This window comes from Sphaerospermopsis torques-reginae ITEP-024 (genome assembly GCF_019598945.1).
Taxonomy (GTDB): Bacteria; Cyanobacteriota; Cyanobacteriia; order Cyanobacteriales; family Nostocaceae; genus Sphaerospermopsis.
Genome location: NZ_CP080598.1, coordinates 979,573 through 996,942 on the forward strand (window position 1 = coordinate 979,573; position 17,370 = coordinate 996,942).

A 17,370-nucleotide genomic window follows, 5' to 3' on the forward strand; every position below is an offset into this window, starting at 1 on the left:
TTACTACAAGTTCGGAGTCATCGGGTGGAGATTTATATTCCGATAAAGCCTTATATACTGCCACATATCGGACAATAATTGCTCGTATTTGGCTATAAATCGCTTCCCAAAGGATAAGCGTTTAAGCTGAAAGAGGGATCACTGCTCTCATATTGCCAATAAAATCAGGAGTAAAGTCCAGATTATCTGGGTTTTATGTAGCAGTTTAATAGAAGCGATTATAAAGAAGAAAAGCCCTATGTTTACTTCTGTTCTAGAAAAACCCAATCAAGGGTATTTTTTGCCACATAGCACTCAAGCAATAAAAGGATTTTAGAGGGTTGGCCAATGATTGAAATGAGAGTCGCTGGTATAGCTTTAGATGCCATAACCCGTAGTCCGATTGTACTCCTGAAAGATAGTTCAGATCGTCGGGCTTTACCAATTTATATCGGTCAGGATCAAGCTAGGGCGATTATGGGTGCTATGGAGCATCAAAAACCCCCTAGACCTTTAACTCATGACTTGATGGTGAATGTTTTGGAAGCATGGAATATGACCTTAGAAAAGGTGATAATTCATTCTTTGCAAAAGGATACATTCTACGCTGCTTTAATTGTGCAGCAAGGAGAGGTAAAAAAAGAAATAGATTCTCGTCCTAGTGATGCGATCGCCATTGCTTTAAGGACAAATGCACCGATTTGGGTAATGGAAGAAGTGGTAGCAGATGCTTCTATTCCCGTTGATCGTGATGCTGATGAAGCTGAACAACAAGCTTTCCGGGAGTTCGTTTCTAATCTTCGTCCTGAAGATTTAATCAAGCGATTCGGTAATAGTGATGGTTAAATAGGGGACTGGGGACTGGTGACTGGGGAGAAAAATTTTAGATTTTAGATTTTAGATTTTAGATTGGAATTGACAAAAACAATCCAAAATCCAAAATCCAAAATTGAATCACCAATCACCAATCACCAATCACCAATCACCAATCACCAATCACCAATCACCCATTATGCAATATCGCCGTTTTGGTAAAACAAATTTAAAATTATCGGTTTTTTCTCTGGGGACAATGCGTTATTTAAATAGCGTAGAAACTGCCCATAAAACCATTGCAAAAGCTTTATCTTTAGGAATTAATCACATAGAAACTGCTAGGGGTTATGGGAAAAGTGAGGAGTATTTAGGTACAGCAATTAAAACAGGTTTATCAGTACCACGAAATCAATTATATATCACTACGAAAATTCCTCCCTGTGCTGATGCTGACACCATGAGGCGCTGTATTGATGAATCTTTACAACGTTTAAATATAGATTATTTAGATTGTTTAGGTATTCATGGTTTAAATACTCAGCAACATCTGAAATGGGTAGAAGCTAAAAATGGCTGTATGCAAGCTGTACAAGAAGCATTAAATGATGGTAGAATTAAACATATTGGTTTTTCTACTCATGGTGCTTTAGAGATTATTTTGGCAGCAATTAATACAGATTTTTTTGAATTTGTTAATCTTCATTATTATTATTTTTTCCAACGTAATAATTTAGCTATTGAAGCAGCAACCGAAAAAGATATGGGTGTATTTATAATTTCTCCTGCTGATAAAGGAGGAAGACTTTACACACCACCAGATAAATTAAAAGAACTGTGTCAACCTTTCACACCTTTAGAATTAAATTATCGGTTTTTATTGAGTGATTCAAGAATTACAACTTTAAGCGTCGGTGCTGCAACTCCAGAAGAATTAATTGCACCTTTGGCAGTTTCTCATAATATTAATGAGTTAACAACGGAAGAGATAAAAGTTTTTAAAAACTTAGAAAATAAACAAAATCAAACTTTAGAAACTGATAAATGTAGTCAATGTTATGCTTGTTTACCTTGTCCTGAAAACATCAATATTCCTGAAGTTTTAAGATTAAGAAATTTAGCAGTTGCTTATGATATGATTGATTATGGAAAATATCGTTATGGAATGTTTGAAAATGCGGGTCATTGGTTTCCCGGAATGAAAGGAAATCGGTGTACAGAATGCGGTGATTGTTTACCGAAATGTCCTGAAAATTTAGATATTCCTGCTTTGTTAAATGATACCCATGAAAGATTAAATGGGAAAGCGGGAAGGAGGTTGTGGAGTTAGATATTTTGTCAGAATCAGGATGTCCAGGATTTGAGGATTTTCAGGATTAAAACATTTAAGATATTTAATATATTTGTCAGAATCAGGATGTCCAGGATTTGAGGATGTACAGGATTAAAACATTAAATATTTTTTGTCAGAATCAGGATGTCCAGGATTTGAGGATGTACAGGATTAATATTTGGACATTTAGATGATGATTTGGAGATATATCTTGTCTGAATCAGGATGTCCAGGATTTGAGGATTTTCAGGATTAAAACATTAAATAAATATTTTTTGTCTGAATCAGGATGTCCAGGATTTAAGGATGTACAGGATGGAGATATTTAATATTTTCAGAATATGATTATATTACTTTCGATATAAAGCTTTTGAATGTTTTTTTATAAATACTATATTATTACAATATCCAAATCATCTTGAACAACATCCAAATAAAAATCCTGAAAATCCTCAAATCCTGGATATCCTGATTCTGACAAATAAAATCTCTCAATCATCATCAAAATATCCAAATGAAAATCCTGAAAATCCTTTAATCCTGGATATCCTGATTCAGACAAGAAAAATCTCCAAATCATCATCAAAATATCCAAATAAAAATCCTGAAAATCCTCAAATTCTGGATATCCTGATTCTGACAAAAAAATCTCTCAATCATCATCAAAACATCCAAATAAAAATCCTGAAAATCCTTTAATCCTGGATATCCTGATTCTGACAAATAAAATCTCTCAATCATCATCAAAACATCCAAATAAAAATCCTGAAAATCCTCAAATCCTGGATATCCTGATTCTGACAAAAACCTCATTTAATCAATAGGAAACCCAGGAATAATTTTATCAACTTCTCCCATAATACGTAAAGTTTCAGTTAACGCAACCACAATTTTTTGATAATGGATAATTTCCTCATCTGATAATTTGCGTTTAGCGTTTTTTCTATCTTTTAACCATTTATCTAAAACTTGATATCCACCAATCTTAAATTCCCAAATATGTTGAGGAATATCTGTAAAATAATTCTGTTTATTAATATAAACTCTCTGTAATTCTGAATGATATGTAACTTCAGTAATTTGATTATCTCCTATTTCCTGATATGTTGTAATTAAGTTTTCAAGTCTCTCAGATTTCATTAAATGTAAATTAACTAATGCTTCTCCTTTAGTTACTAAAGCAGTAAATAAACTTTGATTACTGGTTAAAGGAAGACGGGGAAAATCTATTTTGAGAAACTCTGCATATCGACTGCGATAAGTAGGACTATGAAAAATAGCGTAAGCATAGTAAAATATTTGTTCTGGTGTAGGTGTTTTACCAAGTTTGTTTTTAATCGCTGCTAAAAATTTAGGAGATAAATTAGCAGTTTTTTCTATAAAAAGATTTGTTTGATCATTATCTGTATTTGGGTATGTATACAGGAGAAATAAATAATTAGTTTCTCTAGTTTTATTAGAAATAGCGCAACATTCTATAATTTGATCAGAAACACTCACTAAACTCCATTCTCCAGATTGAGACTGTTGACGACATAAAATTAAACCAATATTATTTAATTTATCTACATTCTGCATAATTTCATTTCTAGTTAACTCTACAACATCCTGATGATGATAGTAAAACCTTGTATCAAAGGGACGATATAAACAAGTAGTAAAATAATTCATCCAATCTGGATTACTAGATAATAATTTTCTTTTGATACTAATTTTCCAATCACGAGTATCTCGCAGATCATAAATATTAGCTAAATTATCATCTGTTATATCTAAATCTCTAAAATCTTCTATTCTTTTACGTAGTTCTTCCAACTCAAAATCTATAACAAAATGATCTCGATGAGTCTTAACTCCTGTTGAATTTACAGGAAAAATATCTGTAATACTCCAACCTTGATTATATTCTGTAGCTAAATCAAAATTTTTCGGTGCAAAAAAGTAATTAGGTGCTGTAGGTATCACCTCTATCCAATTAACATTATCTAAACTTGTAGACTCTAAAAAATTATATTTATCCTCCCGACATCCCCACAAATCATAATAAAAAACCTGCGCTAACTCCTTCACCCCATCTCTAGATTTATAAGCAGTAGAAAAATAATCAGGTGCGCTTTTTTCCCTGACAGCAATTAAAATCGCTACCCCTTGCTGAATATCAAAAACATTTTCATCAATACCACCATCTGGTGCAGTTTCTTTCAGTAAAGAATTACCATGTAAATCCATGATATATAAAGTATCAAAATATTTCAATAACTCCTCTCTCATTCCTCGGTGAATCAAACCATTAATATAGGAATGATTAGTAATAAAACCGATAATTCCATAACCTTGAGGAGTTTTTTGAATTTGATGTTGTGCAAACCGAATAAATTTAATATAATCATCATCTAAAGGTTGAATATTTTTCTCACCTTCTAATCTCACCCTACCTTTATATAATTCTAAAAGTTCCCCAATATGGGTTAATTCTGTAACTGTTTTCCCAGCTTTACCATTTTTCAAAACTCTATTCCACACCAAACCCGTATATTCCACATCTGCTAAATATTTCTCATCTTGATTTAAAATTCTCTTGCGTTTACTCGCATTTTGTGAACTCACGGAATAGGGAGGATTACCCAATACTACCATAATGGGAATTTCTGTTTTCACATTTGCAGCTTGACTAGATTCTTCTGCTATAATTTGAGTAATTCCAGGAATTAAATCACCTTGTTTGATCCCTTCTTCCAAAGCATTAGTTAAATATATTTTTAACCTTTCATCCGGTGCAAACTCATATTTAAAATCTGCTAATAATAAACCTAATTTTAAATGTGCTATTGTATAAGCAGTCATTAATAATTCAAATCCAAATAAACGATTTAAAACTTCTGCATCTTTTAACCACAGATTCCATCTATCAACACCATATTTAGCAACATTATCACGCATTTGTTTAATGACTGCATATAAAAATGTCCCTGTTCCCGTTGCAGGATCAAGAATTGTTACTCGTCTATTACCTAACCCGTATTCTAAATCAAAAATATTTCTATCAATTAAAATATCATTAACTGCACGCACAATAAAATTAACTACAGGTTCAGGAGTATAATAAACACCGCGACTTTTTCTTAATGATGCTTGATAAGCTGCTAAAAATGTTTCATAAAAATGCAAAACTGGATCTTCTGTTCGCGTTTCTCGACCAAAATTTTCTAAAATATTGGTCATATCTATTGTGTTAAATAATTCTATTAAATTTTCAATTGATTTGTGAATTTTACTAACACTATTAGCACCATTAGCATTAATTACTATATCGAAAAATCCTTTTAAAAAAGGTATTTTTTCAGTAATATAAATACTAGCATTGGTGCGGTTAAAAACAAAATTTCCTGGGTTTTGTGCATGATTTATCTTTGCAGTAAATAAACCATAAGCAATAGTTTGGGCGTACATATCCGCAAAACTAGCGTTATCTATATCTAAAAGTAGTAATTTTTTAAAAGTTTCTTTTAATTCCTTTAATTCATCAGTTGTTGTTTCAATAATCAAAGATGATTCAATAGCATTTCTGATAGTTTTAGTATAAGTTGCCATTGCTTTAGCTAAATCATAATAGTTATTAATATCTTTAGCTTTTTGATTAATAAATGCTTGTAATAATTCCGTAATCGGTTGTAAATCATCAACCAAAGAAATTTCATTGTCTTTGATATTAGCTAATTTAGCTATTTTTTCACATTCACCATCTACATACCAACGAAAATCTAGATAATTTGTTAATATAAAATTATAACCAATATTAGATTCCAAATAACGTTTAATTTGTTCATATTTATCTAACTTACTAATATCAATAGTAACATATTTAGCTTCAATATATCCCACAACCCTGTCATTTTTTCTGATAGTCAGATCAGGAATACCAGCTTGATTACCTTTTTCTTCAACTATGACATTAACACCAATAATTAAACCCTCAATCAAACGTTCTAAACTAGAGTAATGACTACGTTCACCACCATGTTTAATCTTTTCTTGTAAATCTTGGATGTAATTATTAAAATCTGACATAATCTGATGAACTAAATAAGTGGATATAGATCCCAGACTTCGTAAAGAAGTCGAGGATCTGGACATAAAGATATTTTTATAACATTTTTTTCAATTTTGATAAAATCTTATTAAAAAATAACAATTCCTCTCTCTGCGTTCTCTGCGTGAGAAAAAACTGTCCCCAAGTCAAAAAAGGATTTATGTAAAAAACTTAATTAATTACTTAATGGGGGAGGAAAACGGATATCTGAATTAAATTGGTTAATCCTAGAACTTTGATAAATTGGTAAAACACATTCTAAATTTTCATGGGGACGAGGAATAATGTGATGGGAAAGTATCTCACCACCATTGACTTTTACAACAGATTCTAATCCTTGAGTAACTGCCATTTTCACTTCAGCCACATCACCACGAATTAAAATTGTAATTCTGCCTAAATCTGTATTTTCATAACCTACAAATGTGATTCTAGCAGCTTTACACATTGCGTCTGCTGCTTCCACTGCTGTGGGAACACCATATACTTCTATCATGCCTAATGCTAATGTCAATGTTGTTTTCCTCCTATTGTTAGCTCAAATTTTGTTAGCTCAAATTTTGTTAGCTCAAATTGGCGTAAACCATTAATAAAACCTCAATTCCCAAAGAATTTTCACACTGTCACCTGTCACCTGTTCCCTGTCACATACTATAGTTTTCTGGAATACCTACAGGTGATAAACCAGCGATCGCTCTTAAATTTTGACAACGAATTAATTCATTAAAATCTAAACCAGAACGCCCTTCAATTTTTGCTACTGTTTCAATAGCAGTTAACAAATGTTGGGCAGCTTCTGCTTCTGAATAACCCCGTCTTTGGGCGATAAAAACGGCTGTTTTATCGGCTTTTAATTGTGATGCTTGGGATTGATTCATGCGCCAGATTCGCACCCCAGCTAAAGCACTTAATCCCCCAGATATAATTACACCTATCACATCAGACTGAGAAACTTCCACTACTCCACCTAATAACCCTGCTAAAAATACTCCTTGATAAATGTTTGGTTGTATCCACTTCACCCCTGTTAACCAACTTACCTGATGTAACAGTAATAAATCTCGCTGTGGTTTTGTCAAGCGTCGCCAAAGATCAAAATTAATATATATTGGTCTATCCTGACTCCAGGGTAAGGGAAAAGCGGCATCTATGACTTGACTTTGTTCTGGTTTACTGACGATTTTCGTCATCATCCGCCCAGAAGCTGGCATGACATCTAACAAACGGCGAATTTCAATATTTGGCTCTATCATTTTCATTATTAGAGATAATATTATTATGTATATTAATTTACTACTAAAACTTTACTGAAAATATTTATATGGACGCTTTTGCTCCCACACCACCAGAATGGACAGATCAAGCAGTTCACGCTTATGAATTTTGCTGTCCTAAATGTCACTCTAGCAGTAGAGAAGCAGTACAAGTTTGGTTAAATAGGCGATCGCCTGTGACAACACCAGAAAATCGTCGCAAATGGCAAGAATTTTACCTTTGTCATTGTGGTTGTGCTTGGTGGGCTTGGAGTAGCGATCGCAAACCTCCCAGCAAACTCATCTAGATTTTGAATCCCGCATCAGCGGGATATGCTCCCTATTCTCAAGTTTCGCGCCATCTCCGTTAGGAGATCCCGCAGGGGTAGACACAAAGGAGCAAAGACGCAAAGTCTTTATTTTTCACCTAACTTCTGACTCCTGACTCAAGAGGGCAACCACAGGGGGTTGCCCCTACCTCTTCTACATAGGGCTTGCTGAATAAACATGAAAAGATTACAGGTAAAGGGTCTTAGCCTGCTGGAAGTTAAAAAAGTGCAAGCTTTTACGGGGTGGAAACTTAAAAACCTTGCATTTAATTCCTACTCAAAGGAAAAATCGTTCCTATCCAACTCTTGAAACTGTCACCTGTCACCTGTCACCTGTCACCTGTCATCACGACAAGACTTTCTCAGCAACCCCTACATAAGCTTTAACTTGCAAATCAATACCAGTAATTGCAGTACCAACTACAACTGCATCAGCACCTACTAAATTCAAGGCTTTTTTTGCCTCATTTGGGGAAGAAATACCACCTTCACAAATAACAAAGGTATCTAATTTTTCTACTATCTGTGTCAGAAGTTCCCAACCAGGAGGAGTAAAATTTTTAGTTTCCGCAGTGTACCCAAAAAGAGTAGTACCAACAATATCAGCACCTGCGTCAACAGCTAATTTTGCAGAAGCAAATGTATCCACATCTGCCATGACTGGTTTACCTAATTCTTGATGAATACGGGTAATAATATCAATTAATTTTTCATCACCAGGACGATATCTAGTAGTTGCATCTATAGCAATAATATCAGCACCAGCTTCAGCCACTGCTACAGCATGATGAAACTGGGGGGTAATATATACATCAGAACCTGCTATTACTTGTTTCCATAGCCCAATAATTGGTACATTGACTTTTTCCCGCACGGCTTTGATATGATTGGGTGTGTCAATTCTCACAGCTACAGCACCATTATTAACTGCTGCTTGTGCCATTGCGGCAATAACATAAGGATCATGTAATGGTGAGTCTACAGGTGCTTGACAGGAAACAATTAAACCTTTTTCTAAATTAATCATGTTTGATGTTGAGGTAATTGGTAATTGGTAATTGGTAATTGGTAATTGGAGTTTTTTGAATTCCAAATTATCAATTATCAATTATCAATTATTTTAGTTGTTTTGGTATCCAAACAGTAAAAATTGAACCCATACCTACAGTTGATTCTACTTCAATTCGACCCCGATGAAGTTCTACCAGTTGTTTAGTTAAAGCTAAACCAACTCCTGTACCTTCATAGCGACGACGATAGGGAGTATCAAGTTGTTGAAATTTCTCAAACAGTAATGGTAATTTTTCTTCTGGTATACCAATTCCAGTATCTTCTATTTGAAATACAGCGGTATTTTCTTCTACCCATAGACGTAACGTGACATTACCACCTTCTGGGGTGAACTTAATAGCATTAGTTAATAAATTCCAAAGAATTTGTTCTATTCTTCCAGAATCAGCTTGAAAAATATCACTGGTAGGATTAATTTGTAAATCAAGTTTCAAAGTAACTTTTTTACTGGTTGCTTTTTCTAATAAAGAGTCTAATATCTTTTCTGCTGACTTCACTAAAGAAAATTCAGAAATATTTAATACTGTTTTCCCCGCCTCAATCTGAGATAAATCGAGGATATCTTTAATCATTTCCAATAAATGTTCTCCGCTGTCATGGATAGTTTGTAAATAATCCCGTTGTCTTTGACTCAACTCACCCAAAGGCCAGCGCAATAATGTAGAAGACATCCCAATAACATAAGTTAAAGGAGTTAATAATTCATGGCTGATAGTAGCGAGAAATTCACTGCGGAGACGACTGGCTGCTTCTGCTGCTAAAAGTGCTTCTCGCAGTGCCATTGTTCGTTCAATTACTCGTTGTTCTAAAGTTTGTTTTTCTTGAGTCAAAGTGCGTGTAGCTTCTCGCAAAGAACCCATTAATTCAGATTGATGAATAGCTATAGCTAACTGTTCTGCAACTGATGACAACAAGCTTTTTTCACTTTCACTCCAATGACGAGGAGTATGACATTGATGAGCAATTAATAAACCCCAAAGTTTATCTTCAAAAATAATCGGGGCTGCCAACTTCGCCCTAATTTTATTCTTCCTTAAAAAATTCAATAAACAATCTTCTAGGGAATAGGTTTTTTCTACATCATCTACTGCTAAAGTAAAACCTTGGTGATATTTTTCCCAAGATCCAGAATTTCGATTCAGACAGTTTTCTTCTTGCAAATTCAAAACAGAGGTAATAGAATCTTGTCCTAGAGATTCATATACTACGCAACCCCCATACTGTTGACAGTCTTGTTCTGTAAGTTTAGAGTTGATTACAGTAGGTGCTAAATATTGACAGTTAAGAGATGTGTTTTGCGTATTATCTGGAGATGACAAAAATTTATAGATGACTAATCTATCTAATTCCAAAAACTCACGTACTTGAGTAATTGCCGTGTCCATAATTACAGGCAAATCTAAACTTTTACGGATTTGCGTTGTTACCTGATTTAACAGCCGTTCTTGGGCAATTTGTTTTGTGAGAGCATCTTCTACAAGTTTACAACTAAAACCCTCTGGACGAATGGAAACTGTAGGTGTTTTTACCTCATTGTTAACCAGTGGGAGAAGATATTCCAATAACAATAAAGTAAATTTACTTTGCAGCGTTGCATCATTAGGAGCAAGAACTTGTTGATATTGTGTGATGTTTTTGTAAGTGTAAGAATGAGACTCAAATAAATTTCTTAAATTAGAGACAAAAGCAGCGATCGCTTGGGAATTAAATGTCAAACTAGCATTTAAGGAATCTAAGGTAACATCTTCCTTCTGTGCTACCCTACTTCCCTCCTCCCCTGCTTCTATTTTGCCTAACAACAGCGCACTAAATCGCTCAGAAACTACAAGCGTAAACCGTTGTTGTTGCCACTCAACAGGAATGAGAATCCGCGCCAGCACAGCTTCTGTAAGTACCAAAGCAGCACTGCCTATTGCTTGAGCCATCTGGTGCAACAACTCACCAAGCCGATTAAATATACTTAAAGGCAAGGTTCGAGAAAAGCTCAAATCGGGAGAACTAAGCATTTTCAAAATTCTAATGAGATGGGCTGAATACCTAAGTAGGGTAATGGGGAATGGGTAACGGGTAATGGGTAATGGGGTTATTTACCACCCCATCTCACCATCTTCCCATCTCCCTATCTTCCCATCGTCGTAGCCTGTTCGTAGGACTTGCAGGATTTTTCCTGGTTTTTTGTGATTGTGTACTAATCAACAGTTTAAGGTACTAATAGAAAATTATGCATCGTATAAGTGCCACACCAGGCGGATGGAATCAGTCAGACGGTTTAGTTTTTCTAGAACAAACCCCAGCCCCTTTCGTTTTGATTACTGCTGCTGACACCGACATTCAAACTTTAGCAGCAACAGTACCAAAATTACCTGCTGAATTTCCTCAAATTAGAGTTGCCAACCTGCTGCAACTACAGCAACAAATCAGCATTGATACTTATGGTGAACAAGTTTTAGAACTTGCTCAAGTAATTGTTTTGCGCCTTTTAGGAGGAAGTTCCTATTGGGCGTATGGTTTGAAAGTGGTGCAGGAAATTGCCGCAAGTAATGGCATAACTCTAATTGTAATGCCTGGAGACGACGCTCTTGATCCAGATTTAATATCAAAATCAACTATTTCAACTGAACTTGTTAACCAAGTATGGCAGTATTTCCGGGAAGGTGGTATAGAAAATTTCCTCAATGCTCTACTTTTTATCGCTGATATTTCCCTATTAACCACATTCAACCCCCCACCACCACAACCTGTTCCCCGTGTGGGAATGTATAAAGGCAAGTTTTCTTCTACTTCTTTTACACTGTCACCTGTTACCTGTCACCTGTCACCTTCTAAAATAGGTATTTTATTCTACCGCGCCCATTATTTAGCGGGAAATACTAAGGTGATTGAGGCTTTATGTACTGCTTTGAGAGAAAAAAATTTACAACCAGTACCGATTTTTGTTTCTTCTTTACGTGAACCGGGTGTAACTGATGAGTTGATCAAATTTTTTCAACCTGAAGATTCTGAACCTATAAGTTTGTTATTAAACACTACCAGTTTTTCTCTAGCACGTTTAGAGACGGAAACACCGCAAATTGAACTGTGGGAAAAATTAGATGTGCCGGTGTTACAGGTGATTCTTTGCGCTAGTTCTGTGGAACAGTGGGAAGCACAGTTACAGGGTTTAACACCTCGTGATATGGCCATGAATGTGGCTTTACCAGAGGTAGACGGGCGGATTATTACTAGGGCGGTTTCTTTTAAAAGTTGGCAAACTCGCAATGATGACCTAGAAACTGATGTAGTGGTTTATGAACCAGTGAGCGATCGCATTGATTTTGTTGCCCAACTGGCTGCAAATTGGGTCCGATTACGCCATAAAATGCCCTCAGAACGTCATCTAGCTCTAATTTTAGCAAATTACCCCAACACTAATGGTAGGCTGGCTAATGGCGTAGGTTTGGATACTCCTGCTAGTTGTGTAGAAATCCTCAAGGCTTTAAAATCGGCTGGTTATGATGTGGGCGATATCCCCGCAGATGGTGATGAGTTAATTAAAATTTTAACTGCTGGTGTTACCAATGACCCAGAAGGAAAAGATTGGAAACCAGTCAACCAAAGTCTTTCTGTAGAAGAATACCAAAGGTATTTTTCCACATTACCCGCACCTGTACAAAAGGGAATAATTGAAAGATGGGGAGATGGGGAAATAAATAACCCAATCACCAATCACCAATTACCAATTACCAATCACCAATTTCCGATTTCTGGGATTCAATTTGGTAATGTTTTTGTAGGTATTCAACCATCAAGAGGTTATGAAAATGATCCGAGTTTAAATTATCATGCACCAGATTTAGAACCAACTCACAATTATTTAGCTTTTTATTATTGGGTGAGAGAAATTTTTGGCAGTGATGCGATCGTTCATGTCGGAAAACATGGCAATTTAGAATGGCTACCAGGTAAAAGTGTGGCTTTATCTAATACTTGTTATCCTGAAATAGCCTTTGGTCCAATGCCTCATTTATATCCTTTTATTGTTAATGATCCAGGTGAAGGTTCACAAGCTAAACGTCGTTCCCAAGCAGTAATCATTGACCATCTTACACCACCCATGACACGGGCGGAATTATATGGAGCATTACAACAGGTAGAAAATTTAATTGATGAATATTACGAAGCAGAAACATTAGATCCTTCTCGTTTACCCACATTACGCGATCGCATTCAAGAATTAGTCATCAAAGAAAATCTCTACAAAGATTTAGGTATCACCGACGAAAAAGACATTGTAAACTTTGAAAGTTTAATTTTAAACTCCTTAGATGGTTATTTGTGCGAACTCAAAGAAGCGCAAATTAGAGACGGTTTACACATTTTCGGACAAGTTCCCCAAGGTAGACAACTAAGAGATTTAATCATTGCGATCGCCCGTATTCCCAACCGTAATTCTATCGGAATCACCCGTGCGATCGCAGAAGATTGGGGTTTAGATTTCGATCCTTTAACAACAGAATACACCACCCCCTTCACCCCTCCTCAAAATCTCTCTGCGCCTCTGCGTCTCTGCGTGCCAATTAACTCCTGTCGTACCCACGGCGATGTTATTGAACTATTAGAAGAAGAAGCCGCTTTTTTAGTTGAAAAACTATTACAGGGAACAGGGAACAGGGAACAGGGAACAGTAAAGAAAGTCCTTAACTGGATAGAATCAAAACTTCTCCCAGCATTAAAAAACACAACCCAAGAAATTACCAACTTACTCAAAGGACTTGATGGTAAATACGTCCCCAGTGCTGCATCTGGCGCACCGACAAGAGGAAGGCCAGAAGTTCTCCCCACGGGTAAAAATTTCTATGCTGTAGATATTCGCGCTATTCCGACAGAAACCGCTTGGGATGTGGGCAGAAAAGCCGCAGAAAATCTCATTGAAACCTACACTCAAGAACATGGAGAATATCCCAAAACTCTGGGTTTATCAGTTTGGGGAACTTCTACCATGAGAACCGGAGGAGATGATATTGCGGAAGCTTTAGCTTTACTTGGTGTACAACCGGTTTGGGATGGTGCAGCTAGAAGAGTAGTAGATTTTGAAATTCTACCTTTATCAATTTTAGGTCGTCCCCGTGTTGATGTCACTTTGAGAATTTCGGGATTTTTCCGTGATGCTTTTCCTAATTTAATTGATCTATTTTCTCAAGCGGTGGAAGCAGTTGCCAGTTTAGATGAACCAGAAGAGGAAAACCCGTTAGTAGGTGCGGTGAAGCAAGATATTGATTTATGGACACAACAAGGTTTAAGTTTAGAAGATGCCAAAGAGCGATCGCTTTATCGGGTTTTTGGTTCTAAACCCGGTGCTTATGGTGCTGGACTTCAAGGTTTAATTTCTTCCCAAAACTGGCAAACTGATCAAGATTTAGCCCAAGCTTATATTAATTGGAGTTCCTACGCTTACAAGGGAACAGGGAACAGGGAACAGGGAACAGAAAATAATAATACTGTCACCTGTCACCTGTCACCTGTCACCTCTCAAGAAGTATTTGAACAACGTTTAAAACAAATGCAAGTTGTCCTACATAATCAAGATAATCGAGAACATGATTTACTTGATTCTGACGACTATTATCAATTTCAAGGTGGTTTAACTGCTGCGGTTCGTTCTCTCCAAGGAAAAAACCCCGAAACCTATTTTGGCGACAATGCCAATACATCTCAACCCAAAGTCCGTAAACTCAAAGAAGAAATTACCAGGGTTTATCGTTCCCGTGTGGTTAACCCCAAATGGATAGAAGGTGTAATGCGTCATGGTTACAAGGGCGCGTTTGAAATGGCAGCAACGGTAGATTTTTTATTTGCCTACGATGCCACCGCCCAATGTGTGGAAGATTTTATGTATCAAGGAATTGTAGATAATTATTTACAAGATCCCGTAGTTTGTGAATTTATTCACCACAAAAACCCTTGGGCTTTACGTGATATAGCTGAAAGGTTGTTAGAAGCCAACCAACGGGGTTTATGGCAAGATGTGAATTTAGAAACTTTGGAAAATTTAAGAAATCTAGTACATGAAGCAGAAGCAGCAATAGAGGAAAAATAAGGGTTTAGGGGTGTAGGGGTGAAATATTTACCTCCTGTCTCCTGCCTCCTGCCTTCTAATATGCCAAAAGCGGAAGCTTTTATACTTCCGCTTCGACAATGCAGAAAGATTCCCCCACTAATTTACCTGCCTCCGATCACCACAGATTATCAGATCATCTATCATCAAATTAGCGTAAGTATTCAGCAATCAGCTTTTTCAGATTTACATCAAAAATCACTTATTGATTCATCTGCTGATTAATCAAATATTCTGACTCCTGACACATTAGCTAAAGTGGCATTAATGCCCGTTGGCATTTGGGACAAACAGCATGAATAGTTAATTGACAATCTAATAAGTGATAACCTTCTTTTTGGGCTGTTTTTGCACCGATTTTCAAAATTGAATCGTTTTTGAATTCAATTGTAGTATTACAACGAACACAAATCAGATGATGATGGTGATGGGGGTAGGGTTGGTTAATTTCATAGTGTTTATGTCCTTCACCCAACTCTAGTTCCCGTAAAATTCCCATCCTGGACATTAACTTGAGGGTGCGATAGATGGTTGATAAACTGATACCCTCACCATCAGTTTCTAGACGATGATAAAGATCCTCGGCGCTTAAATGTTCACCTTGGGGAAGTTCTTGAAAAATATGTAAAATTGTTTCCCTTTGGGGAGTTAAACGCCAGCCTCGGTCGTTTAGTTCTGCCTTAAGTGAACCAGTTGTGTAGACAGTCATACTAAATTTTCTCAACAAAGCCTGTTAATTGAGAATATAACAAATGTTGGGAGCAATTTGCAACAATCCTAACTTATTGAGAATATTTGTTAGTTGGTAATGGGTAATGGGTAATTGGTAATGGGTAATTGGTAAGAAGAAACTCTTGCCTCTTGCCTCTTGCCTCTTGCCTCTTGCCTTCTTACTGTTCCCTGTTCCCTGTTCCCTGTTCCCTCATCTAACTTAAAGACTCCAAATAGTCGCGGACGAGGTTACGGCGCTTGGGTTGGCGAAGTTTTTGTAAGGCTTTGGATTCTATTTGTCTTACCCGTTCTCTGGATAAGTCTAAAGCACGTCCTATTTCGGCTAATGAATAGGGATGTCCATCGGATAAACCAAACCGCATGAGAATAACTTCACGTTCACGGGTGGTTAAATCTGCTAGTAAATGCTGCAAATCTTTATGTAAAGATTCTCGCATTAACATTTCTTCTGGGGTAACGCTATCAGTTTCTAATAATTCCCCTAACTCGGTGTCTTTGTCTTTTCCGACTTTGGTTTCTAGTGAAACAGAACGGGGTACACGCAACAATACTTCCCGCACTTGGGTAGGTGTCATATCTAGTTCAAGTGCTAAATCTTCTAAAGTAGGTGTACGACCTTTTTCTTGAGCAATTTTCCGTTGTGCTTTTTTGATTTTGTTGAGTTTTTCAGTAATATGAACAGGAAGGCGAATTGTCCGGCTAGAAGTGGCGATCGCTCTGGTTATTCCTTGACGTATCCACCAATAAGCATAGGTACTAAAACGATAACCCTTTGTCGGATCAAATTTCTCTACTGCTCGTTCTAATCCTAAAGTACCTTCTTGCACTAAATCTAATAATTCCAAGCCACGATTTTGATACTTTTTGGCAACAGATACCACAAGGCGCAAGTTAGCCTTGATCATGTGTTCTTTGGCTTGAAGTCCTTGAGATTGAATTTCATCAAGTTCTTCCACTGTCAACTTGGCAATTTCTGCCCAACGACGTTTGCCTTCTGATAATGTAGGTTTGAGATCCGCTAATTTGATACCAGCAGTATTAGCCCATCTTTCCAATGAGGGGCGATGTCCTAGTTCTGATACTAAACGCTCCTGAACTTCTATTAACTTCAGATAAGGGGCAATTACAGCGTCACCTTGTTTTGCTGCGTTAGCAAGTACGATCCGCATCCGCAAATAACGCTGCACTTTTTGAGCTTCAGAAACTTCTTCATCCCTTCCTAATAAGCGTACTCGGCCAATTTCTTGAAGGTATAAACGTACTAGGTCTGTACTACGACGATTGGTATTTGCAGCTAAGTTCTGAGGATCAACAGCAGCTATTTCTATATCTTGCAGATCATCTAACGACAAATCACCCTCATCAATATTGAGATCAGAGTCTAATGTTAGGTTAGACTGTTGGGAATTGTAGGCTGCATCTGTGTGAAAAGATGTTGCGGGCATAATGTCTTAATTGTGAAGGTACTAATAGATTAGGGTCAGCTAAAATCGCTAAAATTACGGTCAGATCATCAACTGTTGCTATTGTTCCCGTAATTCACGATCAAATAACACAATTGAACTTTGCGGTACAATTCTTTGCAGAAGCAAGATTGTACTAATTCTGCGGGGCTGTCTGAAAAGTAGGTGGCGAATATAATTCGCTAGTACACAACTCAACTTACCCTGCCCAAG

General features: G+C 36.5%; 12 protein-coding genes. 4 read left to right on the forward strand and 8 right to left on the reverse strand.

What is annotated here, in order from left to right; genetic code table 11:
* Nucleotides 1-327 precede the first annotated feature (327 nt).
* A complete protein-coding gene (locus K2F26_RS04590; protein ID WP_194057234.1) occupies nucleotides 328-825 on the forward strand; it encodes a bifunctional nuclease family protein in 498 nt (165 codons plus the stop codon).
* Between the two features lie 166 nt (nucleotides 826-991).
* Complete coding sequence (locus K2F26_RS04595) at nucleotides 992-2,122, forward strand: aldo/keto reductase (RefSeq protein ID WP_220610528.1); 1,131 nt, start codon at nucleotides 992-994, stop codon at nucleotides 2,120-2,122.
* Between the two features lie 394 nt (nucleotides 2,123-2,516).
* Here the strand turns inward: K2F26_RS04595 and K2F26_RS04600 are convergent, their stop codons facing one another.
* The 4 genes from K2F26_RS04600 to K2F26_RS04615 all read right to left on the reverse strand — a co-directional run bounded on the left by K2F26_RS04600 (nucleotide 2,517) and on the right by K2F26_RS04615 (nucleotide 7,465).
* Nucleotides 2,517-2,720 carry a hypothetical protein gene (locus tag K2F26_RS04600; RefSeq protein ID WP_246605517.1) on the reverse strand — a complete coding sequence of 68 codons (204 nt, stop codon included), beginning with the start codon at nucleotides 2,718-2,720 and terminating at the stop codon, nucleotides 2,517-2,519.
* Between the two features lie 218 nt (nucleotides 2,721-2,938).
* On the reverse strand, nucleotides 2,939-6,193 hold the full coding sequence (locus K2F26_RS04605; protein WP_220610530.1) for a type ISP restriction/modification enzyme: 3,255 nt from the start codon (nucleotides 6,191-6,193) through the stop codon (nucleotides 2,939-2,941).
* 197 nt (nucleotides 6,194-6,390) lie between these two features.
* The gene (locus tag K2F26_RS04610; protein ID WP_246605518.1) at nucleotides 6,391-6,729 is read right to left on the reverse strand and encodes a carbon dioxide-concentrating mechanism protein CcmK; all 339 of its coding nucleotides are present in this window, start codon (nucleotides 6,727-6,729) and stop codon (nucleotides 6,391-6,393) included.
* Nucleotides 6,730-6,859: 130 nt separating this feature from the next.
* Entirely contained in the window at nucleotides 6,860-7,465 is a 606-nt protein-coding gene (locus tag K2F26_RS04615; protein ID WP_220611776.1) for a DUF3318 domain-containing protein, read from the reverse strand.
* A gap of 71 nt (nucleotides 7,466-7,536) precedes the next feature.
* Here K2F26_RS04615 and K2F26_RS04620 point away from each other — a divergent pair, with 71 nt between their 5' ends.
* Nucleotides 7,537-7,776 carry a hypothetical protein gene (locus K2F26_RS04620; RefSeq protein ID WP_220610531.1) on the forward strand — a complete coding sequence of 80 codons (240 nt, stop codon included), beginning with the start codon at nucleotides 7,537-7,539 and terminating at the stop codon, nucleotides 7,774-7,776.
* 367 nt (nucleotides 7,777-8,143) lie between these two features.
* On the opposite strand, the gene K2F26_RS04625 is transcribed toward K2F26_RS04620, so the two are convergent.
* Nucleotides 8,144-8,824, reverse strand: coding sequence for an N-acetylmannosamine-6-phosphate 2-epimerase (locus tag K2F26_RS04625; protein ID WP_220610532.1), 681 nt, complete (start codon nucleotides 8,822-8,824; stop codon nucleotides 8,144-8,146).
* An 88-nt stretch (nucleotides 8,825-8,912) separates the two neighbouring features.
* Nucleotides 8,913-10,874 carry a GAF domain-containing sensor histidine kinase gene (locus K2F26_RS04630; RefSeq protein ID WP_220610533.1) on the reverse strand — a complete coding sequence of 654 codons (1,962 nt, stop codon included), beginning with the start codon at nucleotides 10,872-10,874 and terminating at the stop codon, nucleotides 8,913-8,915.
* Between the two features lie 215 nt (nucleotides 10,875-11,089).
* Between K2F26_RS04630 and cobN the strand changes: the two genes are divergently transcribed.
* A complete protein-coding gene (gene cobN / locus K2F26_RS04635) occupies nucleotides 11,090-14,944 on the forward strand; it encodes a cobaltochelatase subunit CobN (RefSeq protein WP_220610534.1) in 3,855 nt (1,284 codons plus the stop codon).
* A 271-nt stretch (nucleotides 14,945-15,215) separates the two neighbouring features.
* Here the strand turns inward: cobN and K2F26_RS04640 are convergent, their stop codons facing one another.
* Together K2F26_RS04640 and sigC are read right to left on the reverse strand one after the other, a co-directional pair.
* Entirely contained in the window at nucleotides 15,216-15,671 is a 456-nt protein-coding gene (locus K2F26_RS04640; RefSeq protein WP_194057250.1) for a Fur family transcriptional regulator, read from the reverse strand.
* Between the two features lie 217 nt (nucleotides 15,672-15,888).
* Entirely contained in the window at nucleotides 15,889-17,139 is a 1,251-nt protein-coding gene (gene sigC, locus K2F26_RS04645; protein WP_220610535.1) for an RNA polymerase sigma factor SigC, read from the reverse strand.
* Between the last annotated feature and the right edge of the window lie 231 nt (nucleotides 17,140-17,370).